Source organism: Abditibacteriota bacterium (assembly GCA_017552965.1).
In the GTDB taxonomy this organism is placed as follows: Bacteria; Armatimonadota; UBA5829; order UBA5829; family UBA5829; genus RGIG7931.
On sequence record JAFZNQ010000132.1, the window covers coordinates 1 to 24727 of the forward strand.

Annotated in this window: 18 protein-coding genes and 2 tRNA genes; 7 read left to right on the plus strand and 13 right to left on the minus strand. The window is 59.7% G+C overall.

The features are described 5' to 3' along the window. The 9 genes from IK083_10745 to IK083_10785 all read right to left on the minus strand — a co-directional run. Nucleotides 1-114: helix-turn-helix domain-containing protein (locus IK083_10745; GenBank protein ID MBR4750031.1), on the minus strand; the 114-nt coding region annotated here is incomplete at its 3' end. A 147-nt stretch (nt 115-261) separates the two neighbouring features. Then, the gene (locus IK083_10750) at nt 262-2019 is read right to left on the minus strand and encodes a phosphoenolpyruvate carboxykinase (GTP) (GenBank protein ID MBR4750032.1); all 1758 of its coding nucleotides are present in this window, start codon (nt 2017-2019) and stop codon (nt 262-264) included. A gap of 135 nt (nt 2020-2154) precedes the next feature. Next, the gene (locus IK083_10755) at nt 2155-3318 is read right to left on the minus strand and encodes a DegT/DnrJ/EryC1/StrS family aminotransferase (protein ID MBR4750033.1); all 1164 of its coding nucleotides are present in this window, start codon (nt 3316-3318) and stop codon (nt 2155-2157) included. Continuing rightward, entirely contained in the window at nt 3311-4549 is a 1239-nt protein-coding gene (locus IK083_10760) for a DegT/DnrJ/EryC1/StrS family aminotransferase (protein ID MBR4750034.1), read from the minus strand. Before IK083_10760 ends, IK083_10755 begins: the two co-directional genes overlap by 8 nt. A 14-nt stretch (nt 4550-4563) precedes the next feature. After that, nucleotides 4564-5610 carry an ROK family protein gene (locus tag IK083_10765; protein MBR4750035.1) on the minus strand — a complete coding sequence of 349 codons (1047 nt, stop codon included), beginning with the start codon at nt 5608-5610 and terminating at the stop codon, nt 4564-4566. Continuing rightward, entirely contained in the window at nt 5607-6809 is a 1203-nt protein-coding gene (locus IK083_10770; GenBank protein MBR4750036.1) for a hypothetical protein, read from the minus strand. The genes IK083_10765 and IK083_10770 overlap by 4 nt, the downstream gene beginning before the upstream one ends. A gap of 304 nt (nt 6810-7113) precedes the next feature. Continuing rightward, a complete protein-coding gene (locus tag IK083_10775) occupies nt 7114-8211 on the minus strand; it encodes a hypothetical protein (GenBank protein MBR4750037.1) in 1098 nt (365 codons plus the stop codon). Nucleotides 8212-8280: 69 nt separating this feature from the next. Beyond that, a complete protein-coding gene (locus IK083_10780) occupies nt 8281-9912 on the minus strand; it encodes a hypothetical protein (protein ID MBR4750038.1) in 1632 nt (543 codons plus the stop codon). Nucleotides 9913-9982: 70 nt separating this feature from the next. Continuing rightward, the gene (locus IK083_10785; protein MBR4750039.1) at nt 9983-10783 is read right to left on the minus strand and encodes a helix-turn-helix transcriptional regulator; all 801 of its coding nucleotides are present in this window, start codon (nt 10781-10783) and stop codon (nt 9983-9985) included. A 368-nt stretch (nt 10784-11151) separates the two neighbouring features. Here IK083_10785 and IK083_10790 point away from each other — a divergent pair, with 368 nt between their 5' ends. Further along, a complete protein-coding gene (locus IK083_10790) occupies nt 11152-11889 on the plus strand; it encodes a DUF1559 domain-containing protein (GenBank protein MBR4750040.1) in 738 nt (245 codons plus the stop codon). 159 nt (nt 11890-12048) lie between these two features. Here IK083_10790 and IK083_10795 read toward each other — a convergent pair whose 3' ends face one another. The 3 genes from IK083_10795 to IK083_10805 all read right to left on the minus strand — a co-directional run bounded on the left by IK083_10795 (nt 12049) and on the right by IK083_10805 (nt 14961). Next, nucleotides 12049-12849 (minus strand): helix-turn-helix transcriptional regulator, encoded by an 801-nt coding sequence (locus IK083_10795; GenBank protein MBR4750041.1) that lies wholly within the window; start codon nt 12847-12849, stop codon nt 12049-12051. A 40-nt stretch (nt 12850-12889) separates the two neighbouring features. Continuing rightward, a complete protein-coding gene (locus IK083_10800; GenBank protein ID MBR4750042.1) occupies nt 12890-14023 on the minus strand; it encodes a Gfo/Idh/MocA family oxidoreductase in 1134 nt (377 codons plus the stop codon). A gap of 137 nt (nt 14024-14160) precedes the next feature. Then, entirely contained in the window at nt 14161-14961 is an 801-nt protein-coding gene (locus IK083_10805) for a helix-turn-helix transcriptional regulator (protein ID MBR4750043.1), read from the minus strand. Nucleotides 14962-15394: 433 nt separating this feature from the next. Between IK083_10805 and IK083_10810 the strand changes: the two genes are divergently transcribed. The 4 genes from IK083_10810 to IK083_10825 all read left to right on the plus strand — a co-directional run bounded on the left by IK083_10810 (nt 15395) and on the right by IK083_10825 (nt 21561). Next, nucleotides 15395-15610 (plus strand): hypothetical protein, encoded by a 216-nt coding sequence (locus IK083_10810; protein ID MBR4750044.1) that lies wholly within the window; start codon nt 15395-15397, stop codon nt 15608-15610. An 82-nt stretch (nt 15611-15692) separates the two neighbouring features. After that, nucleotides 15693-17981: a glycoside hydrolase family 127 protein gene (locus IK083_10815; GenBank protein MBR4750045.1), complete on the plus strand. Its 2289-nt coding sequence runs from the start codon at nt 15693-15695 to the stop codon at nt 17979-17981. Between the two features lie 60 nt (nt 17982-18041). After that, entirely contained in the window at nt 18042-20207 is a 2166-nt protein-coding gene (locus IK083_10820; GenBank protein MBR4750046.1) for a glycoside hydrolase family 127 protein, read from the plus strand. Between the two features lie 4 nt (nt 20208-20211). Then, nucleotides 20212-21561: an ADP-ribosylglycohydrolase family protein gene (locus IK083_10825; GenBank protein ID MBR4750047.1), complete on the plus strand. Its 1350-nt coding sequence runs from the start codon at nt 20212-20214 to the stop codon at nt 21559-21561. 162 nt (nt 21562-21723) lie between these two features. On the opposite strand, the gene IK083_10830 is transcribed toward IK083_10825, so the two are convergent. Next, entirely contained in the window at nt 21724-24303 is a 2580-nt protein-coding gene (locus tag IK083_10830) for an alpha-galactosidase (protein MBR4750048.1), read from the minus strand. 232 nt (nt 24304-24535) lie between these two features. On the opposite strand from IK083_10830, the gene IK083_10835 reads away from it, so the two are divergent. Continuing rightward, a tRNA-Val gene (locus IK083_10835) sits at nt 24536-24611 on the plus strand. A gap of 4 nt (nt 24612-24615) precedes the next feature. Further along, a tRNA-Asp gene (locus IK083_10840) sits at nt 24616-24692 on the plus strand. Nucleotides 24693-24727: the final 35 nt, after the last annotated feature.

Here is a 24727-nt window from a genome sequence, read left to right on the forward strand (position 1 = left end):
AACAGTGCTAGCGCTTCTTCCAATTAATAGCGCAATTTTTCGTAAACTTAGCCCCTCTAAGAGATATTTCCGTATACAACACCTCTCTTCTATGGTAAGATGTTTATAGTTCATACGATTTTCCTCCGTAGTTTTGTAGTCAAGCAACTTCATTCTACACGAATTTCGTATGAACTTCTATCTCATTATTACCTGTTGCACTTAATAGTATAATTCACCGGACGAAAAAAAAGCCCCCTTCCGGGGGCTCATATTCAGATGCTATTCGTCCAGTCTCTGCTTCAGGCCTTCTATCTCGGCTCTGATCTCCTTGGGGAGCTTGTCGCCGAACTTGGCGAAAAACTCTTCCATGCCGGGCAGCTCGGCCTTCCAGGCGGCCTTGTCCACGGACAGTATCTCTTCGAGGGTCTCGCGGCTGATGTCCAGGCCTTCCACGTTCAGATCCTCGGGGTTGGGGATGTAGCCTATGGCAGTCTTTTTGGCGTTGGCTTCGCCCTTGCAGCGGCGGACTATCCAGTCCAGCACTCTCAGGTTGTCGCCGAAGCCGGGCCACAGGAAGTTGCCCTCATCGTCCTGGCGGAACCAGTTGACGTGGAATATCTTGGGGGCGTTGGGGTTGTCCTTGGCCATCTCGATCCAGTGACCGAAATAGTCGGCCATGTCGTAGCCGCAGAAGGGCAGCATGGCCATGGGGTCTCTCCGCACTACGCCCACAGCGCCGGTAGCGGCGGCCGTGGTCTCGGAGGCCATGGTGGCGCCCAGGAAGGTGCCGTGGTTCCAGTCAAAGCTCTGGAAGACCAGCGGGGCCAGCTTGGCGCGTCTGCCGCCGAACAGGATGGCCGAAAGAGGCACGCCCTCGGGCTTCTCCCAGTCGGGGGAGATGCAGGGGCACTGGGCTGCGGGAGCGGTAAAGCGTGAATTGGGATGAGCGCCCTTTTCGCCGGATTCGGGAGTCCATTCGTTGCCCAGCCAGTCTATGCCGTGCTTGGGAGTGGTGTCCTTGCCCATGCCTTCCCACCATACGCAGCCGTCATCGGTCTTGACCACGTTGGTAAAGATGGTGTTGCTGCGGGTGGTAGCCAGAGCGTTGGGGTTGGATTTCTTGCTGGTGCCGGGGGCCACGCCAAAGAAGCCCGACTCGGGGTTCAGAGCGTAGAAGCGGCCGTCGGCTCCCTTGCGGATCCAGGCGATATCGTCGCCCAGGGTCTCCACCTTGTAGCCGGGGAAGGACTCGGGCGGGATGAGCATAGCCAGGTTGGTCTTGCCGCAGGCGGAGGGGAAGGCGGCGGCGATGTAGGTCTTGTCGCCCTTCTTGTCCGTGAGGCCCAGTATGAGCATATGCTCGGCCATCCAGCCTTCTTCTCTGGCCAGCCAGGAGGCTATCCTCAGAGCCAGGCACTTCTTGCCCAGGAGCACGTTGCCGCCGTAGCCGGAAGCAAAGCTCCAGATGGTGTTGTCTTCGGGGAAATGCAGGATGCGTCTCTTTTCGATGGAGAGGTCGCCCGTGCAGTGCAGACACTTGGTGAACTCGCCGTCCTCACCCAGCTGATCAATGGCTACCTGGCCCATTCTGGTCATGATCCTCATGTTGAGGACCACGTAGATGCTGTCGGTGATCTCGATGCCCACCTTGGAGAAGGGGCTGCCGGAGGGGCCCATGATAAAGGGCACCACGTACATGGTCCTGCCTTTGAAGGAGCCCACAAAGTTGGCTCCGGTCTCGGCGTAGGCTCTCTGGGGGTCCATCCAGTTGTTGGTGGGGCCGGCGTCTTCCTTTCTGCGGGTGCAGATAAAGGTCAGCTTTTCCGTGCGCGCCACGTCGTTGGGGTCGGTCCTGTGGAGGTAGCAGCCGGGCAGCTTGTCCTGATTTAATCTTTCCAGGACTCCGGTCTCAACAGCTTTGTCCTGCAGCTTGTTTTTTTCCTCTTCGGAGCCGTCGCACCAGACGACCTGGTCAGGCGTACAAAGCTCGATCATCTGATCGACCCAGTCAAGGGCAGCTTTGTTTCTGATTTCCATACATAGTTCTCCTTGAATGAAATAATACAATACAAAAGACCATAGGTCTGCTATATACCATTCTCTATTATACTAAAAACGGCCCCCGTAAGTCAACACAAGAGCGGCCGGGACAGGGCCCGGCCGCTCTCTTTGTCAGTGTATTTCCTTCGCCACCTTGGCGATGGCTTCGGCTATGCAGGCGGTTTCCTCGTCTCCGCCCATGAGGATGGGGGCGGGGATCCATACCGCTTCCTTTGTCAGGATGTTCGTGCCTTTCTGGCAGGCGGACCTTTGATACTTTCTGCCTGTGTGCTTTTCAAAATAGGGCTCCCGCAGCATGCCCATGTCCTCTAGGGAGGGATAGCCCTTGCTGCAGGGGATGCCTTCGGCGTTCAGCGCCTCCACGAATTCGTCCCGTCTGGCGGCCCTGAAGGTGTACATGTAGCCGTTCCACAGGGTGATCCTGGGGTCCTTGCGGGGCAGGGTGATGCCGGGCAGTCCCTCTATGCGGGAGGAGACGTATGCGGCGTTCTTCTGGCGCAGGGCGCACTGCTCCTCCAGCCTGGGGAGCTGGGCTCTCAGTATGGAGGCCTCCCATTCGGCCATTCTGGCGTTGGTGCCCATGACCGTGGAGCCGTCGGCGGCCCGGCCGGAATTGTGGTATTCCCACACCTTGGCGTAGATGGCGTCGCTGTCGGTGGTCACGCAGCCACCCTCGCCGCCGGTGATGGCCTTGCTGCCCTGAAAGCTGAAGGCTGAGGCGTCGCCGAGATGTCCGCACCGGACTCCCTTCCACTGGGAGCCGTGAGCGTGGGCGGAGTCTTCCAGCACCAGTATGCCCTTCTTTTTGGCAAAGGCGTTGATGGCGTCCATGTCGCAGGGGCGGCCGGCTACGTGCACCAGCAGGATGGCCTTGGTGGCCGGGGTGCAGCAGCCCTCCAGCGAGTCGGGGTCTATGTTGCCCGTGTCGGGGTCTATGTCCGCCATGACGGGCATGGCTCCGCACCAGGCGATGGAGGACACGGTGGCCGAGAAGGTGTAGGGAGTGGTGATCACGTCGTCCCCGTAGCCTATGCCGCAGCCCCGGAGCATCATCTCCAGAGCCTGGGTGCCCGTGTTGACACAGACCGCGTGCTTGGTGCCGATGTAGGCGGCAAACTCATTGGCAAAGGTCAGGGCTTCGGCGCCCAGAGTGCCCCATTGTCCCGCGGACAGAGCCCGCAGCAGATTGTGTTTTTCTTCGTCGTTCCAGTAGGGCCAGGAGGGAAAAGTCCCCTTGAATACCGGCGTTCCGCCGTGAATGGCCAGCTTACTCATTGTGGGCCTCCTTTTCTTTCAGTTCGTCCGAGTGGGCTGCTATCTTGTCTATGGCCTCCAGAATGGCTTCGGCCCCCTTGGGACCTCCCAGCAGGGAGCTGTGATACAGCCAGCAGCCCTCGGTGTGGGCTATCAGGTCGTTGGCGGGCAGATGGGGCTTTTGGAAGCGGGCGCCCGTCAGCTTGGTGTAATCCTCGGTGTAGAGCATGGCCATCTCGTATATGGGCTCCGCGTAGCCCTCTCCGGGCAGGCACACGTTTTCCGCCGCGAGAGCATTGATAAAGGCGCTTCTCGAGAGCCCTCCGAGGCCCTCCGGCTTGTAGCGGAAGCAGTACAGGTGATAGGAATTGCGCTCTATCCTCGGGTCCTTTTTCAGGGGCTCCAGGAAGGGGATGTCCGCAAAGGCCTTGTCCAGCAGGGCGGCCGTTTCCATGCGGGTCGTGATCTGGCCGTCCAGATAAGGCAGCTGGGCGGTGAGGACCGCGCACTGCCAGTCGGCCAGCCTGGCGTCGGTGGAGAGGACGGGATGGTCGTAGGTCAGACGGCCGTAGGCTCTGCCGTTGTGGTGCATGCTCCACATCCTTTCGTAGAGGTCCCTGTGGCTGGTGGTGACGGCTCCGCCTTCGCCGGCCGAGATGTTTTTGCTGGCCTGAAAGCTGAAGCACCCGGCGTCTCCGATGGCGCCGGTCCTGACGCCCTTCCACTGCGAGCCGTGGGCGTGGGCGCAGTCTTCGATGAGGTATATGCCGCGCTTTTGGCATATGCTGCGCAGGGCGTCGGCGTCAAAGGGCCTGCCGCCCAGATGGACGCCTATGACGGCTTTGGTGGCCGGGGTGATGAGGGTCTCCACCGAAGCCGGGTCGATGCAAAAGGTGTCGGGGTCTATGTCCGCAAACACGGGCATGGCGCCTGCGTTGACTATGGAATGGACTGTGGCCGAGAAGGTGTAGGGGGTGGTGATCACCTCGTCCCCGCGGCCTATGCCCAGCCCCCGGACCGCCATCTCGATGGCGATGGTGCCGTTGAGGACGGGCAGGGCGCAGGCGGCGCCGGTGTAGCGGGCCCATTCTTCTGCGAACCTGGCGTTTTCGCCGCTCAGGGTGCCCCAGTTGCCGGAGGCAAGGGTGCGCAGCAGCGCCTCTTCTATCTCTTTTGTGGGTCTGGGCCACGCGATGTAGTCCGGAAGAGTCTCCAGGACGGGAGAGCCTCCCAAAATAGCCGGTGTTGTCATGTGTGTCTCCTGTATTATTTTGTGTTTACCAAGCGTGTGATCCAACGCTGTTCCATGTTCTTGATGGCTCCGAGAAAGGCCACCTGTTCCGAAAAGTCGGGAGCGCTGATGTAGGGCAGCTTGCGCCAGCCCGCGTAGCTGAGCAGGCTCCTGGTCTCTCCCACGAACCTGCGGCCGGTCTCTTTGTCGAGATAGACGCAGTCGATGATGATGGCATGGGGGTCCAGTATGCCTATGATGATGTCTATCAGGCTCTTTGCGATACGGGCGTTGCGGGCTATGACCTCATCCTCGGTCATGGTCTTCAGGGCTTCCCGCCAGGCCGCCGTGTTCAGCAGGTTTTCAAAGGTGTCGCCGCCGCAGGGGAGCTGTCCCGGGTCGCCGGCCAGGGAGTTCAGGCCGCTGACCAGGCTGCCGCTGTTGACAAAGGCGCCGCCCACGCCGTCGCCTACAAAGAGGTAGTAGAGACTGTCGGCCTCGGTGTAGTGCTCGGCGCAGGCCGTGGCGGACAGCTTGACGTCTTCCTCTATATAGCAGTCCACTCCCAGAGCGGCGCACAGGGTCTCCCGGAGGGGTATCTCGTTCAGCAGGGGTATGCGGATATTGTTGACCCTGTCCTTATCCGGGTCGTAGGGGCCCGGAGTGATGGCGGCGGCTCCCCTGAGGGCGTATTGCCTTTTCAGGTCGCCTATCTGCTTGAGGAGCCCCTCGAAGCCCTTGCCGTAGTCGGCCCCTTCTATGGACCTGGAGCTGTAGTTTCTCCTGTCTGCGGTGAACAGGGTGTAGGAGGGCATGCTGCTCCGCAGGTCCAGCACCACCCAGACGGGCTCCTCGGTCTTCAGGGCCACGGCCTCCGCCCTGCGGCCGAATTTGTTTTCGGGCTTGTCCGTGTCCGTCAGCTCCACCACGTCGCTGCGCAGCAGCTTGTTGGTCAGATTGGTGACGCTCATAAGGCTGAGCCCCGAGCATTCCATGAGCGTGTGTCTGGTCAGAGGGCCCCTGAAGAGCATCTGGTATATCTTCAGCAGATTTCTGATGCGTATCTGAGTCTGTCCCATCATGCCAGCTCTCCGGGCAGGCGGTCCCTCAGCAGCGCTCCCAGCTGCTCCGCCGCGCCTTTTTGGAATATCTGCCTGCCGTAGAAGAACACGGAGCCTATGGCGGCGTAGCAGCCGCAGTCCCAGTCCTCCCGGGCGGGCAGGTAGCCCAGTATCGCGTCGGCGCAGCCGGCCACGAAGGCCTTGGGCCAGGCCTCCCTCAGCAGGTCGCCTATGACCGTAAAGCCTTCGTAGGGAATGGAGGCTATGATGAGGTCGCCCAGGCGGAAGGCTCTCACTTCGATCCTTTCGCTGTCCGGGGTCGGCTGTATGCTGCGGATATGGTCCATCCAGAATGCGGCCACCTGCTCATGGCCGGCCTTGTCCAGACAGGCCTCCGCCTCTTCGGGGGTCATAGGAACCACGGGCAGCTCCGTGGGGAAATATGCGGCGGCAAAGTCGGCGGGGCAGGGGGCCAGGCCCTTTTCAAAGCCCGCAAATATCCTCTCGCCGTATTCCCTGATGGTCTCCTTGGTGCCGCTGCCCCATTCGATCAGGTTGTTGACCGGGTCCACGTCGCCGCAGATGCCCGTGAAGAACACGGCCTCCATGCCCTGCTCCTCGCACACCTTGCAGACCTCGCCGGGATAGTCCGGCGAAAACTTGTCCCGGGGACCCAGAGTCACCGGGTGGCAGGCGTAGCTCAGCAGGGCGATGGGGCGGGAAGCCCGGCCTATGAGGACCCCCCGGACCCGGTTGTCATGAGGCCCGCCCGGCAGAGCCCTGTTGAAGCCCACAGGCTCGATGGGGGTGTCGGAGGACTGCATGTCCGTGACCTCCGCCTTGTCCGCCACGGCCTTTTTGATGGCCGAGATGATCATGTCGGGCAGCTCCGCCACGTAGCGGGGATCCACCACGCCCAGACCTTCCAGATGAGCCACGGCGGGGCCAGTGTGGGTGTGGGTGGCGCACAGCATCAGGCGTTCGGGAGGGATGCCTATGGAGGAGGCAAAGTCTCTCACCCGGGAGCACACCTCCCCGGTCAGCCCCAGCAGGTCGCAGGACACGGCGGCGGCCGCCAAGCCGTCCTTTTCCACATACAGGCATCTGGCGTAGAGGTTGTCCATGACGCCCGTGTTTCTCCTCTCGCGGTAATAGCCGTAGCCGGAGAGCTCGGCACCCACCGGGGGATTGATGATTTCTTTTCCGAAACCGGCAAGCATGATGATACTCCTTAGTAAACCGATTTTATAAAAGCTTTTTATAAATTATAACACACGGCCCGGCCGGTGTCAATAAACCATCGGAAAAAAGAGAAAAAATATTTGGGGTCCCGGAGGGAGCGCAGCGGCAGGCGCACAGCGCCTGCCGCTGCAATTGACGCTATGTCCCCGTCGGTCGCTTCCGCGACCGCCGGGGACACAACCCCGCGCCGGGGGCGCGGACGGGCCGGGGCGGCGGGAGAGACAGCAAAACGCTCCCCGCGCAGCGCAGCGGGGAGCGGTCAGGTCCCTAAAAGGGTCGGCGCTAATACACGCATTTGCGGGCTTCGTCCGCAAATGCCTGCAGGTTCTCCGGGTCTCCGAAGAAGAAGTGGTCGGAGGGGGCTATGATATAGCCGGCGTGGTCCCGGGTGGCCTCAAAGCATTCCCGCACCAGCCTGCGGGCCGTGTCGGGGGTGCCCTTTTCAAAGCCGGCGTTCTGGTCAAAGCCGCCGATGAAAAAGAGCTTGTCGCCCACCAGCCGGCTGGCTTCCCGCAGGTCGCAGTTGCCTCCCATGGAGGCGGGGGTCATGGTCTCCAGCCCGTGGGCGCCGTTTTGCGTCACCAGCTCCAGCATGTGCATGACGCCGCCGCACAGGTGATAGACTATCCTGAGGCCCAGGTCCTCAAAGGCCTTGTGCTGCACCTTGTCATAGGGCAGGCAAAACTCTTTGAACATCCGGGGGCTGATGACCGTGTCGGAGCCGGCGCCGCCTCCCGTCTCTATCATGTCTGCGGGCACTCCCTGCATGAGCTCTGCGGTCCGCAGGGTCTTTTGGAGTATCCTGTCCAGGGCGTGATGGACAAAGTCGGGGTCGTCCATGGCCGCCATGATGGCGGGCTCGGTGCCCATGAGGATGCACAGGGCCTGCCAGGGGCTGCCCTGTCCCGCCATGTTGCAGGGGTGGCAGCGGATGATGCCCTTGTCGCCCAGTCTGTCTCTGGCGGCGAACATGTGGCTCATGTCGCAGCTCACGGGCACGGGGCAGTATTTGTCCCACAGCTCAAAGTCTCTGTCGTTCTTGACCAGGTCTTCCGTTTCCCAGGGGGTGAACTCGTTCCATTCCCCCTTGTGGAACAGGGTGCCTTCGGGGGTGGTGATGGTCTCCTCCCAGCAGCGCTTGTCGTAGTCTGTCTTGCGGTCGCACACCCATTTTGCCTGATCTGCAGGGTCGAACTGCCAGGCGGGGCTGACGTAGATGGCGTAGTCCATGCCAAAGCGTTCAAAGGCGTGGTACCAGTCCATGTCCCCCAGGTATGTTCGCAGATAATATTCCATCCAGCCGTGGACCTGGCAGGGGAGCCTGTCGGGCCGGCCGTTAGAGAGAGCGGTGAGCATACGCTCTCGGCTTGTCATTGCCATGTCGGTGATCTCCGTGTTAAAAATGTATCTATATTATTATATCACCCGTGGGCCGAAAAAGACAGGCTCTCACCGGCGGTCCGGGTCATTTTTTATGAGCCCGGCCATTTCCCGGACGGATATCACCCGATAGCGGTCTCCGTCGGGCCTTTCAGCCAGGAGCTTCAGGGCCCCTGTGACCGAGGGGAGCCTTTCGCCCCAGGCTTCCACGTTGATGAGGATCAGGCGGCGGCCCTTGTCCCGGGCAGCGTCCACAGCCTGCAGGATGTCTTCGGCGGTCTTGGTGCCCGCTCCCTCAAAGTTGCCCCATTCCTCTATGAGGGGCGCGCCTTTTCCCGCTCTGTATGCGCCCTCGTGGGAGGAATGGCCCAGCATCAGGAGCTCCGCTCCGGAGCCTTGGGCAAACAGGTCCTGCAGGTCCTCCCGGGCGCCGGTCATGGCGTTGTGGTCGCTCAGGTCCCAGTAGTTGAGATAGCGCAGGCCTGCCCCGGCCATGGCTTTCCTGGTCCCTGCGAGAAAGTCCTCCAGGTATTCCGGGGGAAACAGGGAGGCATACACGTAGCCCATGCCCGAGGGCCCCTGGGCAAACAGGTCCCGGGGGGTGCGGGTGTCGTAAATATAACGCAGGAACAGAGGGTTGAACCGGGTAAACAGGGAGGGCACGGTCCAGCAGATATCCACCGAGCCTCTCTCTTTGCCCTGCCAGCTGGCCATGAATTCCTTCATGCAGTAGTGCCAGGCGTCTCCGTCGCTGACCATAAAGGCGATACGGACAGCATCCTCCGAAGGCTCGGGGGCGGCCGGGGCGGCCGGCTCTTCCGGGGCGGCAAACTCGGGAAAGGAGGCCCACACAGAGCCGTTGTCATAGTTCCAGTCGATGCAGGCGCACAGCTTGCCGGCGGAGGACAGGGCAGAGACGTAGTGGTGCTCCCGCCTCCAGCTGTCCCAGCCTATGACGGGGATATTGGGGGAATATTGGTCCAGGATGGCCTTCTGCGCCTCCCGGGAGGCCCGGTAGCGGGCGTTCACCGAATAGACGGCGGCTCCCAGAGCCACCGGCAGGTCGTAGCAGGTGGGGAAAAACACTCTGCCCCCGTCTCTGCCCTCGGGATGGAGGCAAAAGACCATGTCCTTGCGGCACAGCGGTACCAGATGCTCCCCGATCCACCGGTTGATGGTGACGGAGGTGTCCTGCTGTCCGAAGCCGCAGTATTCGCATATGTCCGTGGCGGGCAGGCTGCAGCCTGCTGCCCTCAGCCTGCGGAGCATGTCCTCCGTCACGGCGGCGCCGGAATTGAGCCCCGCCAGAGTGGCGGCCACGTTGAAGGTGTCCGAGAGGTTGGCCCGGGTGGAATAGACGTAGAGGCGGGTGAATTCCTCACGGTATTCGTCGAAGAGATACAGGAACACGGAGCCCTCCGGCTTGACCGTTTGGAGGGTGACCCCGCCGTATTTCACCAGAATATCCCGCCGCAGCGCTGCCAGGTCGGTCCCTTCCACCGGGAAGGACTCGCTGTCCAGATAGACCCGGGGCCTCGTTTTGTTGATGACGCCCTGGAGCACCCGGGCCATGAGCAGGTCCTCGTGGTCCTGCCCGTCGCAGATGACAGCCCTGATGACCCGGTCCGGCTCCGGCAGATAAGCCCCGGCCAGAGAGGGCAGGGCGGCAAGGACAAGTATGATACACAGAATGGCCTTCATATGGCAGGTCTCCTTTTTCGTGTGGTCTCGCGGTATTGTTTGTTTCCCCGGGCCGGCCTGTCCGGCCGGTCTAACGCAGGTTTTTCTTCCGGTATTCGCCGGGAGGCAGGCCGAAGCGCTCCTTGAAGCAGCGGCTGAGATAGAATTCGTCGCAAAAGCCGTAGTTTTCCGCCAGCTCCCGGAGGGTGATGTTGCTGTGGGACAGCAAAGTGGAGGATATGTCCTGGAGCTTTCTCTCCATCTGATAGGCTCTGGGGGTCCGGCCGAAGTTCATTTGAAAGCGTTTCCTCAGGGTCCTCACGGATACTCCCGCCATGTCCGCCAGCTCCTCCTCGGACAAAAACCTGTCCGGGCTCCGCATGATGTCGCTTACCGCCACAGTCACCACCGGGTCGGAAAGGGCCGTGGGGCATACCAGGTTGTATATATCGCACAATAGCACCCTGCACAGGGAGGACAGGATGATGTTGTTGTTGTATCCGGGGGCGGCGGCATAGAAGTTGATGTCCTCAAACAGCTTTTTGATGCGGGGCGCCGACGAGCAATCCACCAGAGACGGCAGGGAGCCTTCCGTCTGCCGGGCAGAGACCCGGTCTCCCGCCACCGGATAAAAATGGACGTATATGGTCTTGGTGCCGTAGGCGCAGTCGGCCACGGGATAGTGATGCAGCCCCGCGTGAAGGATCAGCAGCCGGTTTTCGCTGACGGAATAGGTCTCCCGGTCCTGCCCCACGCTCATTTCGCCGCTTTCCGTGTAAAATATACCGTGAAAGGGCAGGATCCTGTCGGGATGACCGGCCGGAGTCTTGAAGAAGCAGCGTCCGCAGCCTTCCACGATCCTTTCGGCGGACAGATTGAATATATGATACATAGCTCTGACGGCGGACAGGCCCCCCGCTGTCCGCTTCCTTTCGGAGTGACGGCTTTGCCTGCCCGCGCGGGGGACGCCGGGACGCAGCCGAGCGGCTGTCACCATACGACCGGCGGGGCGCGGGCCCTCTTTTTGGCAAGCTCAATTATATTGTATCATCATTGGGGGCTCCGGACACGGCAAACCGGGGGATAAAGTGAAAAAACGCTGTGACGGGTAATCTTTTCCCTGCGGGCAGTGAAGACAGGAAGATCTTTGCCCGGACAAACTTGCCGATATTTACATACAATGCCGCATTTTCCATATGTTTGATGGTAAAAAGGAGAAGTATAATGAAGGTGTAAGCAAGTTGTTTTTAGGAGGAAACCATGAAAAAAGGTTTTACGCTTATCGAACTTTTGGTGGTCATAGCCATCATCGCTATTCTGGCCGCTATCCTGTTCCCGGTGTTCAACAACGCCATGGAAAAAGCGCGCCAGACACAGTGTCTCAGCAACATGAAGCAGATAGGTCTTGCCTTTGTGATGTATGAGTCCGACTGGAACCAGTGCCTGCCCGTCAATACCCCCGCCGCCGTGGCTGTCTATGGCGACAACGGCGACTGCACCGAAGGCTACGATGGCCACTGGAGGATCACCACGGGCATCGCCCAGAAGCTTCTGGACTGGTGCAAGGTGTATTCTTACAGAGCCCAGCTGAGCCCCTACGTGAAGAACGGCAAGCTCTTCTTCTGCCCCAGCGACCCCAACGAAGCCACGGAAAACGACTGCTGGGAGCTGGAATGCAACATCACCAGCTATCACTACAAGCTGCAGCTTGCAGGCGCTGCCTACTTCCCCTGGGGCCCCTACGGAGCCAAAAAGCCCTACAAGGCCAGCTTTTTTGACAGGCCCGCCCAGCTGGTGGTCATACACGAGTTCGTTTCCCTGCACGAGGCCAAGGACTCTGCTATTGATTCCAGATACAACGTCTGCTTCCTGGACGGACACACCAAATCCTGCATCCTGAGAGAATTCGCTCCCAGCGGAGACGCTCACTGGATAGGACATCCCGACCCCAAGACCGGCGTCAACAACGGACCCGGCTCCTACGACACAGAATTATAAACGCAAAAAAAACGGAGGCTTTTTGCCTCCTTTTTTTTTGCGCGGACAGACCGGACCCCCGGGAGGGCCGCATATGACCTGCGCGGCCGGCAGCGTATCTCGGGGTATTCTTTGCTGACGCATAGAGAGAGCCCCCTTTTGGGGGCCCTTTTCGTCCGCCTAACGCAGATTTTTCTTCCGATACTCTCCCGGGGGCATCCCGAAGCGGGCCCTGAAGCAGTGGCTGAGATAAAACTCGTCGCAAAAGCCGTAGTTGTCGGCCAGGGCCTTCAGGGGGATATTGCCGTGAGTGACGAGAGCGGCGCTCACCAGGCTGAGCTTTTGCTCCATCTGCCAGGCTCTGGGGGTCATGCCGAACCTGTTCCGAAAACGATTCCTCAGGGTCTTTACCGATACCCCCGCCATCTCCGAAAGCTCTTCCTCGGTAAAAAAATGCTGGGGAGTCTCCTTGATGCTTTTTACCACGATATACAGGACCGGGTCCGAATCGGTGGTGGGAAAGGACATCAGGGACAGGTGGCACAGGAGCAGCCTGCACATGGAGGAAGTGATAACGCGGCTCTCCGGCCCCGGGTTGTCGGCAAAAAGCACCAGGTCCTCAAAGAGCCTTTTTATGCGGGGATTCTGCGAGCAGTCCGTCAGAGAAGGTATGCAGCCCGCGCCGTCACGGTCGGCGGGACCGTCGCCGGCGGCGGGATATATGTGCAGGAATATAGTCTTTGCGCGGGGAGAGCAGGGGGTGACGGGATAGTGGCGCAGGCCCGCGTTGAGAATGAGCACCCGGTCCTTTTTCAACAGGTACTGCTGCCTCTCCATGCCGATGCCCCATTCTCCTTCCGTCAGATAGATCAGGTCATGGCAGGGCAGCACCCGTTCCGGGTGCATCGTCCGGTCTTTGAAATAGCAGTGCCCGCAGCTTTCTATGGTCCTCTCGGCGTTGAGATCGTATCTGTACAGCATAACAAGGGGAAGACAGGCCCGAAGGCCTGTCTGCAACTAACTAAAACACCGGTACGGTGACCTCTGCGCCGTCCCGCAGGGCGGACAGATGGGCGCAGATGCCCGCGGCGGTGATGTTGGCCCCCAGGACCTCGTCTATCCAGGGCTTGCGGCCCTCCACGATGCTCATGACGAACTCGTTCACCAGATGGGAGTGGGAGCCGTGGTGGCCGGCGCCGGCCCCTTCCTTCAGGGATTCCTGAGGCCTCAGGGGGTCGTAGTTGGCGCCCACTGTGAAGCGCCACAGCTCCTCGGGCAGGTCGCTGTAGTCGTTGGGCATCTTCACAGTCTCCATCACCGTGTCGCAGCCCCGGTTGTCGGTGCGGGGCTGAAGGGTGGTGATGATGGGGTCCGAATTGTCGGTGAAGCCCCACTCAAAGCTCTTTTTGGAGCCGAATACGAACATGCCCTCCTGATACATGCGGGCGGTCTCGAAGAGGGACCGGGTGGCCTCTCCCTTCAGGCCGTTTTCAAAGGCGAAAATGGCGGTCTCCACCGGGAAGGGGTTGCCGTAGTTTTTGACCAGCTCCTCTCTCATGGTGCCGCTGCCAAAGGCGTGGACCCGGGCTATGCGGGAGCCGGACAGGGCCACCATGGGGGCTATGGCGTGGGTGCCGTAGTGCATGGGGGGAAGCCCGTCCCAGTAAGGGGGCCAGTTTTCCATGTCCTGATAGTGGGTGCCCTTCATAAACTGTATGCGGCCCAGCTCTCCGGAAGAGAGCATCTTCTGCACGTACATGAACTGGTAGGTGTAGAGGGTGGTCTCCATCATCATGTAGTTTTTGCCGCTCTTGCGCCGGGCCTCGGTGATCAGGCGCAGCTCCTCAAGAGTGACGCCCATGGGCACCGTGCAGGCGCAGTGCTTGCCCGAGTCAAGGACCGCCACGGACTGCCGGCCGTGGAGGGGGATGGGGGTCACCAGATGGACCGCGTCCACCGTGTCGTCGGCCAGGATGTCTTCAAAGGACCCATAGCCGGCCTCTATGCCCAGATTGTCCCGGAACCACTGTTCCTTGGCCCGGTCCGGGTCAAACACCCTTATCTCGCCCACCAGGGGGTGGCACTTGTATATTTCGGCAAAGGCTCCGCCGAAGCCCAGCCCTGCCAGCGCTATTTTCAGCTTGCCGTCTGTCATATCAGCCTCCGTGTTGTTTTACTTCAATGTTATTCTATCATCATGGCCGGATAATTGACATAGGGAAAGAGGCAAAAATATGCGAATTTCGGCAATCCGGGCCCGGCTTATTTTGCGGCAGACCGGCAGCCGCAGGCTCAGCGGAGATTGTTCTTGCGGAACCGGCCGGGAGACGTGCCGAACCGGGCCTTGAAGCAGCGGCTGAGGTAAAACTCGTCGCAAAATCCGTAGTTGTCGGCCAGCTCCCGGAGAGTGATATTGGTGTGGGACAGCAACGTGGAGGAGATGTCCATGAGCTTTTGCTCCATCTGCCAGGCTCTGGGGGTCATGCCGAAGCAGGCTGTAAAGTGTTTGCGCAGGGTCCGCACGGAGACGCCCGCTATGTCGGCCAGCTCTTCTTCAGTGAGGAATCTGCCGGGGCTCCGCATGATGTCGCTGACGGCCGCCAGCACCACCGGGTCGGAGGTGGGGGTGGGATAGACGACTTCGTACAGGCAGCTCAAAAGCAGCCGGCACAGGGAGGACAGAATGACGTTTTTGTTGAGACAGGGAGTGACCGCAAAAAAGGTGATGTCGTCAAAGATCGTTTTGATGCGGGGGCTCTGGGAGCAGTCCACCAGAGAAGGGAGAAAGCCTTTCGTCTGCCGGGCAGAGACCAGGTCTCCCGCCACCGGATAAAAATGGACGTATATGGTCTTGGTGCCGGGAGCGCAGCTGGATACCGGGTAGTGATGCAGCGCGGACTGAAGGATGAGGAGCTGATTTTCCCTGACGAGAAAGCTCTCATCTTCCTGACCTATGCCCATTTCGCCCTTTTCAATATAGGCTAAACAGTGAAAGGGCAGGATCCGGTCGGGATGACCCGCCGGAGTCTTGAAATAGCAGCGTCCAGCGCCTTCTATTGTCCTTTCGGCATGAAGATCGAATCGGTGGTACATGACATAACAGCGGACAGTCCGGCGCCTGTCCGCATGGCGATAACGGTAATAATATCCCGTGGCTCTGCGGTTTGGGAACCGCTTTTCCCCGGGTCTCGCAAATAAGCCGGCCGGAGCGCAGCCGGTAAAATTCGGCAAAGCCTCTGACGAAGGCGGAACCTGCCGGAGCAGCGTTTCCGTCGGCCATTTGATCTCAGACTGGTTGTATTCACATATATTGTAACACCGATACAGCGGCGCAAACATGGAAGAAAAGGGGCAAAAGATGTAAAAAAAGGAAGCAGTCCCCGGGCGCTGCCGGGAAAACCGGGGTTTTTGCAGACAGGAGCAGCTTACCGAATATTACATAAAATTTTGTATTATATTAATGTGTTAAAAAAAATCGCGGCGGTACAATAATACTGTAAGCCGTACGATCCACGAGGAGCGAGATATGAAAAATGGTCTTACTCATATCGAGCTTTTGGTGATGATAGCCATTATCGGCATATCTGCCGCTATCCTGTTCCCGGTGTTAAACAAAGCTATGGAAAAGGTGCGCCGGACACAGTGTCCCGGCAACGTGAAGCAGCCGGGTCTTGCCTTTGTGGTGTATGAAGGCGACCGGAACAGGCGCCTGCCCTGTATTTCGGGGCGGCCGCAGCCTTGACTGTATAGTGGACGGGCAGCCGGGGAGCCTCGCGGTGGAGTATGAAATGTCGGATAAACCCGGAGAACAGGGGGATAAATATATGCAAAAAATCATTTATATTTTCATGGCGCTGCTGCTGGCGGCGCCGGGATGGTGCAAAATGGAAAGGATCAGACTACAAGACGTTGACGTGACAGGGGGACTGTGGGCAGAGCTCCAGGCTCTCAATAGGGATATATCTATCCCTCATCAGTACGATATGCTCAGGGACTCCCGCCGGCTGGAGGCCGTGTCGGGACTGTGGAACGGAAAGGAGACTCTCACTCCCGAGGAAAAGGAGATCGCCAAAAAGACGGGGGAGCCCCATATTTTCTGGGACAGCGACGTGGCCAAGTGGATAGAGGCAGCGTCCTACGTGCTGGCAAAGGAGCCGAACCCGGTCTTTGAACAACAGATCGACGAGATCGTGGAGGGCATAGAAAAGCTGCAGCGGCCCGACGGGTATATCAACTCCTATTTCACTTTCATAGAGCCGGAAAACCGCTGGCGCAACCTGCGCTGGAGACATGAGCTGTATTGCGCCGGCACACTGATGGAAGCGGCGGCAGCCTATTTTGAAGCCACCGGCAAGGACAGACTGCTCAAGTGCATCTGCCGCTATGCCGACTACATAGACTCTGTGTTCGGCCCGGAGGACGGCAAGCTCCACGGATATCCCGGACATGAGGAGATAGAGCTGGCTCTGGTGCGTTTCTATGAGGTCACCGGCAACAAGCGGTATCTCCGGCTGGCCGACTATTTCCTCACCGCCCGGGGCACTCAGCCCCACTATTGGGACTATGAGGCAGAGGCGGACGCCGAGTTCAACAAGATCTATGTGGACACGCCTCTCAACACCTATCACTATGCCCAGGCACATCTGCCCGTGAGAGAGCAGAGAGAAGCCCTGGGCCATGCTGTCCGGGCCGGCTACCTCTACTGCGGTATGACCGACGTGGGCAGGATCAACGACGACAAGGAGCTCCTCTTTGCCAGCCGGGAGATTTGGAAGGACGTGACGGAGAAAAAGCAGTATATCACCGGCGGCGTGGGCTCCGACCCCAGCACCGAGGGCTATTCGGAGAAGCCGTATTATCTGCCCAATGAAAGGGCCTATTGCGAGTCCTGCGCCTCCATAGCCTTTATATTCTGGACCCAGAGGCTGCTCAACTCGGAGCCCCGGGCCGAATACGCGGACAAGATAGAGCGCACCCTCTACAACGCCCTGATGGCAGCCATGTCTCAGGACGGAGCCAAGTATTTTTATGTGAATCCTCTGGAAACTGCCGGCAGCCACCACCGCAGCGGCTGGTTTGGCTGCAGCTGCTGTCCTCCCAATATAGCCAGACTCTACGCCAATATAGGCGAATACATCTATTCCGCCGACGGCGGAGACAAGCAGAACATCTACGTGCACCAGTTTATAGACAGCCGGGCTGCCGCAGGGGCCAACCGGATCATTCAGGAAACCGACTATCCCTTTGACAGCCGGGTGAAGATACGGGTCACGGGCCCGGATGCCGTGGTCCGGATCAGGATACCCTCCTGGTGCTCCACGCCTCGGTTGACGGTGAACGGCGCCGAGACAAAGGTGAAAAAGGCAGAGAGCGGCTATATGCCCATCGAGCACAGCGGCGAGACCGAGATATTGCTGGAGCTGCCCATGGAGATCATATTCAACACGGCTCCCAGACAGGTGGAGGAAAACAGGGACAAGCTGTGCGTGAGCTGCGGCCCCTTTGTGTATTGCCTGGAGGAGACCGACAACGGCAGTCTGGACGATCTGGTCGTCAAAAAAGGCGGCGCCGTAAAGACCGACAGGGCGCTCTTTGACAGATATCCGATAATCAGGGCCCGGGGTGAAAACTATACCGGCTCTGAAAACCCGGAGGAATGCGAGCTGACCTTTGTGCCCTATTGCGCTTGGGACAACAGGGAGCCCGGCGCCATGAAGGTGTGGATACCGGAGAAGCATAAGCCTCTTGTCCGGCTGGGCGGCAAAACCAAGTCGGCGGACTATTCGCAGGTGAGACGAAAGGGAGCATGGAGCGTTTACTCTGAATGGGTGACCTCCGAAACTCCCGGCAGCTGCCTGATATTTGATCTGGAAGGGGATGCCTTCAGCGTGGAGTTTCTGGGCTACGATGACGCGGGGATGCTGCAGGTGGAATCGGACGGTAAGGTGGTAGGGACCATAGACGAATACAACCCTCAGCGCCATACCCTTACGTCCCGGGAGATATCCGGGCTGGGTGACGGCAGGCATCGGATCAGGCTCATAGTCTCCGATGACAAGAACCCGGCTTCGGCATGGAAATACGTGAATTTTGCTAAGGTGGTCTGCAAATAGAAGGTGACCGGGATCAGCTGTGTCGATGATTGATCCCGCAAATAGACCAAGGAGTCCGAAATGTATGTATCTGTAAACCATTGTGTCTGTCTGCTGGCCCTTATTGCCCTGGCCGGCATAGCGGCCTGTTCCGGGCCGGCCCTTGCCGACAGCGCCGGTCTGCCCGAAAGGGCTGTCAAATATGCCATAGAGCCCCTGGAGTATTCCCAGACGGAGCTGAGGGGCATCCTGGCCCGGCAGTTCGAAGAGACGGCTGATTATTATTACGGCCTCAACAACAACGACCTGCTGAAGCCCTACAGGGAGCGGGCCTCCATGCCCGCCCCGGGACGGGATATGGGCGGAGTGTATATAGGCCATTCACCCTTCGGCCAGTATCTGGCGGGCTACGCCAAAATGTATGCCGTCACAGGGGACGAAAAATACAGAGACAAGGCCGTCAGTCTTATGGACGGGTGGGCTGAGACCATAGAGGAGGACGGCTTTTTCTTCGACAGAAGAAACCCGCAGCTGTGCACCTATATCTACGAAAAGATGCTGGGGGGCCTGCTGGATATTTACCAGTACTGCGGGGAGCCCAGGGCTCTGGAATATCTGAAAAAGATCACTCTCTGGGAAAAGCAGCATATTCCCGAGACCAGAGAATACTGCGATACCGTGGGCGAGTTCACCGGCGAATGGTACACCCAGAGCGAAAACCTCTACAGGGCTTGGCTCTGTACGGGCGACCAGGACTATCGCAGATACGCGGAGGTCTGGGAATACCCGGATTACTGGAACGAGATACTCGCCGGCGACCTGAAAGCCATGTATGCCCATAACCCCTGGCATCACGCCTACAGCCACGTGAACACCTTCAACAGCGCCGCCATGGCCTATATAGTCAAGGGGGACAGGAAATATCTGGACATACTGAAGGCGGCATACGAGTACATGCAAAAGGAGCAGTGCTGCGCCACCGGCGGCTTCGGAGCCATGGAGAACCTGCAGGACAGAGAGACCACCATCAGCAAGCTGCGGAACAGATACGACAGCTTTGAGACCATGTGCGGCTCCTGGGCGGCCTTCAAGCTGTGCAAATACCTGACGTGTCTGACCGGCGAGGCCAAATACGCCGACTGGGTGGAAAAGCTGATCGTCAACGGCACCTACGCCTCTCTGCCCTCCGGCGGCACGGGCAAGGCCTTTTATTACTCCGAATACCGCACCTCCGGGGCCCGCAAGAGATACAATCACGACGTGGCGTGGACCTGCTGCTCCGGCACCAGGCCTCAGGCCATAGCGGAATACCACGACCTGATATATTTCCGGGATAACGCCGGTATATACGCCGCCCAGTTCTTTGAGAGCGCCGCCCGGCTGACAGTGAAGGACACGGAGGTGTCCGTGAGACAGCTGGCGGATTTCCCCGCCTCGGACACCCTGAAATATGAGATAGACCCTGCCAAAAAGACCTATTTTGCCTTCAGGTTCCGCCTGCCCGGGTGGCTGGCCGCTCCCGCGGAGGTCCGGGTCAACGGCACTGCCGGCAGATACTACGTCCGGAAGGGCTGGGGGACTGTGGAAAGGCTTTGGTCCCCCGGCGACAAGCTGGAGATCAGGCTCCCCATGGCCATGGAAGCAAAGTATATGTATGATGACAAGTCCAATCCCTACGCCATAACCCTGGGGCCCACCGTAATGGCGGTGAGAGCCATAGAGGACGAGGGCAATCCGGCCCTGGTCATAGACCCGGACCGGGTGGGGGAGGACTTCATCCCCTGCGAGCAAGAGCTCCTGACCTGGGAATACGCCGGCGACAGGAACATTACCATCAAGCCCTTTTATCTCTTCCGGGAGGGTGAGCAGTATTTCATCTATCTGGACAAGGCGGCCCGCATGCTGTCTTATAGCTGGAGAAACGCGGAGTATGACGAGGGCTGGATCGACTTCGGCAGCTGGAATACTGCCTCTTACGAAGGCCAGACCTGCCGGTTCTCCTATACGGGCAGGGGAGTCACCCTCCGGACCCTGGGCCAGCCTAACTGCGGCATAGCGGACGTCATACTGGACGGCAAAAAAGTGGGAGAGATGGACTGCTATACCGAGTCGGGAGGGGGACCCGTCAGCTGCTTTGTAGCAGCGGAAGAGGGCGAGCATACCCTGGAATTGGTGTGCTCCGGACGCAAGAGACCCGCGTCGGGAGGTATATATATCACCATATCCAGGTTTGAAATGGAGGATTAGAGCCATGAAAAAGAGCTGGATGCAGAGAAACATCTGGGCCTGGATCGACTGCGGAGATATCGCAGTGGAGAGGCAGCAGTGTCTGGACGAGGGCAAGGATATATCCTCCCTCAAGGTGGAGTTTGACCGGCTGGAAAAGACCGATATGTATTCTCCCGAGGCCCAGAAGGCCGCCGGGGAACTGCTGGACAAGACCGCCGTTCTCCCCTGCGCGGACCCGGAGCTGCAGGAGCCCTCGGACCTCAAAGAGATACAGCTGTTGGCCCAGGGGGCTCCCGACATGCCCGTCCCGGAAGGGGAGGCTCTCTCGGACAAATTCCTGGGGGCCTGGCTGGGCAGGATAGCCGGCTGCACCTTCGGCAAGCCCTTTGAGGGCCGCCGGAAACGGATGATAGAGAGGTATCTCAGGGAGACCGGCAACTATCCTCCCGCCCACTATATCAGCTACAGAGGGGTGGACCGGGAGCTCATCAGGGAGTGCGGCATCCCCGACTGGACCGACAGTATCTGCCATGAGCATATGGAAATGGCCATTCACGACGACGACCTCACGTATCCGGTGGTGAATATGGTCTGCTTCAAAAACCACGGCAAAGGCTTCACCCCCGAGGACGTGGCCTCCACCTGGATGAGCTGCCTGCCCTTCGGGACCATATGCACCGCGGAAAGGGTGGCCTACAGAAATCTGTGCAACATGGTGGAGCCTCCCGCCAGCGCCTCCTTCAGAAATCCCTACAGGGAATGGGTGGGAGCCCAGATCCGGGCCGACCTCTGGGGCTGGGTGTCTCCCGGCAGGCCGGGGCAGGCCGCGGAATACGCCTGGCGGGACGCCTGCATGAGCCACGTCAAGAACGGCATCTACGGCGAGATGTGGGCGGCGGCCATGATGGCGGCGGCCTTTGCCGCCGACGACCCTAAGGAGGTCATACGCGCAGGCCTCGGGGTGATACCGGAAAAGAGCCGTCTGGCGAGAGCCGTCCGGGAGACCGTGTCCCGCTATGACAGGGGCTTGTCCTTTGAGGAACAGGCGGAGGGCTTTGCCTCCCGCTGGAACGAAAACCTTATGCACCACTGGTGCCATACCCTGTCCAATGCTGAGATCATCGCCGCCGCCCTCCTGTGGGGCGAAGGGGACTTTTCCCGGACCGTGGCTTGCAGCGTGCTGCCCGGCTTTGACACGGACTCCAACGGAGCCACGGCGGGCAGCATAATAGGCATAATGCTGGGAGGCAAGGCCATCCCGGAGAGCTGGACCGGGCCCATACACGACACTCTGGAGGCCTCCGTGGCCGGCTACAATATAGTCAGGGTCAGCGATATGGCCCGGCTGACGGAAGAACTAAGCAGGCTTTAGCATAAAGGGGCGGGCCGCAGGGAGGACCTGCTCCGGCTGGACTGTATAGTGGACGAGCAGCCTGGGAGCCTGCTCATAGAGTATGAAATGCTGCCGAGGCCCAGAGAATAAACAGGATCGGCAAAAGAAAGCAAGCCCGCGGCAAAAGCCGCGGGCGCTGTTTTATTTGATCTTTTGATATTCTATCAGGGCGGAGCCGGGAGCCTCCTTGATGGTGACGGGATACTTCATCAGGTCCCTGCCCTTCAGGGTGACGGTCCGGGCCTTTTTGTAGCTCTCGCCGTACAGGTCCACCCGGTAGGTGGCCCGGGGGTCTATGCCCTTGAGGGACAGCTCCACCGACAGGATGGGGCTGTCGTCCCGGCGGAACACCAGAGCCATGCCGTCGCCTTCCTCCGGCCTGTCATACTGATAGGCGCACCAGTCCCGGAAGCTGTTGGACATGAACACCAGGGGATAAAAGTCTCCGGTCCAGTATTTGCGGAGCCTTTGGGCCTCGTCTATGCCCGCCTTCAGGGCCTTGTTGTCATACTCGGGGGCCCGGTTGTCGTCGTCCATGGTCATGCCGCCGTTGAAGCCGCTGCGCATGTAGTAGGGGCTGTTGCCCAGAGTGGCGCACTGGGAGAAGGGGACGTACTGATTGAGACAGATATTGTTGTCCTGGTTCAGCATGGCCATGCCCTTCAGGTTGCGGGAGCCGCCGGCCCACACGCCGCAGTCGGTCCTCCACAGTGAGATGGATCGGCTGCTGGTCTCCAGGTCTATGCGGGAGCCGCCGCCGCAGCAGTTGTCTATCAGCAGGCCCGGGTTGTTCCTGCGGAGAGCGTCCCACAGGGCGTAGAGCCCCTCCACCTGCCGTATTTCCAGTATGCCGATGCGGTCCGGGGTGCTCTGCTCCATCTTTTTGATGCCGCCCAGAGTGTAGCCTATATCAGTGCGCCAGATATCTATCTGCCACTCCTTGATGCACCGGTCCATGTATTCGGTGATGTATCTGAGAGCGTCGGGATCCCCCAGATTGAAGTTGCCGGAGGGGGCGCCTGCGGGCAGCATCCATTCGGGATGGGCCTGGGCAAGCTTGGAGCCCTCGGACAGGGTCTCGGGGGCGAACCAGCACAGGAACTTCAGACCTCTCTCTTTGGCGTAGGCCCCTATGCCTTTGACGCCCTCGGGGAACCGCTCCATATCTATGGCCGTTTCCATGGGATAGACGTAGTTGCCCAGACCGGCGGGGAAGCCGCCCTTGTGCCACCAGGCGTCCAGCCAGTAGGTGTCCAGAGCCAGGCCGTGCCGGCCGATGGTGTCGATGTATTCCTTTTCTATCTCTGCGGTGGTGCGGTTGTCCTGATGCTGGCAGCTGGTCATGTGAGCCATGGGAGGCAGCTGCAGGGAGCCGTCGGGAGCCTTGGGGCACACGTAGCGGAGCATGGTCTGCCTGAAGAGGTTGGCGCCTCTGTCTCTGTCGCTGCCGCTGTAGAAGCACAGGAGCACCCGGGGGGTCCTGATGGTCTCGCCGGGATAGAGCACCGTGTTCAGAGTCTTCATGCCGGTCGCGGTGCGGACTGCGCCGGCGGGGGTGTATTCCACCGAGGACTCCCACTGGCCGGTCCAGCCCACGGCGGTGATCATGCCGCCGCCGCTGTAGGTCACGGTGTAGAAGGGGAAGGCGTCACCGGCGGAGGAATAGGCGTCGGTGGAGCCGAACACCACGGGCCGGGCCTCCTCCAGAGAAGCCGTCATGGGCATAAAGTCTTCCTGATTGAAGAGCTGGGCGCCCCGGGTGCCCTTCAGTCTGTAAAGGACGGGAGCGGTGCCCTTGGAAAAGCTGGCGGGCTCTATGTAGGTGGGGTTGGCGTATTTCACGTCGGAACGGTCGCAGGAAGAGGCCGACACCGTCACGTCCATGGCCCGGAAGCCGGAGATGAGGGGCGTATCGGTCCTGCCCGTGTTGGACAGATAAAAGGTCCAGTCTATGCCGGGGGCCCGGGTGTATATGTTTACCACCGCCTTTATCTCCAGACCCGTGTCGGGATCGGTCCACAGGCAGGTCCTGAGGATGCGGTCCTCCAGGGTCTTTTCACTGACGGAGTAGTCCCAGCCGTCTATGAATTCGGAGGAGGGCCTGCCGCCGTATTCAAAGGAAAAAGGCGCTCCCTCCATGCGTGGCACGGAGCAGATGTCATTGATGTAATCTCCGGTGCCGTCCTCGTAGGTGACGAAGAGGTCGCACCAGTCTCCCTGGTCAAAGGAGGGTCCGTCCCCGGCGTCGCCCACCACCAGCTCGAACTCCCGGCAGCGGGGCAGGGCCACGTCCAGGTCGTAGCTCTTGTTGTCGGCCTTGATGACCGGGGTCTCCAGCAGGGTCTTGCCCTCCGCCTCCACCCCAAAGGTGACGGAGGCTATGGTGCCCACCGTGCCGCTGTCCAGGCCGTATTTGCCCGTGAGCCTGACCACGGGCTTTTCCAGGGATACCCGTATGCGGCTGGGGGCGTTGACCCCTATGCCCCGGGTGTATTCCTCATTGGCCAGCCGGGCAGGGCGCCCCTGGCAGTGATAGCCTATCTTGGTGCAGCCCTGGGAAAAGTCCTCCAGCAGGGTGAGGCAGTAGGCGGGAGAGGGGGCCTTGCCCACGGGGAACATCTGGTCGGCGGCAAATTTGTTGAGCTCTGTCGCGTCTGCCGCCAGGACGCCTGCGGATATCAGCATGACTATTACCGTCCAGATACATATTTTACAGGTCATTCACAGCTCCTCTGCAAAAGAAAATCATATCTATTATATCACACGGGCCGCCTCGTGAAAAGCCCGCCCCGGGGAAGAAATGCGGGTTTTTTGCAGATGCTATTGACACGGGCGGAGGATAGTGATATAATATAGAAGGTCGGAGACCGTTTGCGGAGGGACAGCCCCGAAATAATTTCCCTCTCCCTTGACACCGTCTGTTATATCTGTTATAATAGTCTTGTCAACGCCCGGGCGGATAGCTCAGCCGGGAGAGCGCTTGCCTTACAAGCAGGATGTCGGGGGTTCGAGCCCCTCTCCGCCCACCAATGCGGGGGTGTAGCTCAGCTGGTTAGAGCGTCGGCCTGTCACGCCGAAGGTCGCGAGTTCGAGCCTCGTCATCCCCGCCACCCTATGGCGCGGTAGCTCAGTTGGTAGAGCAGTG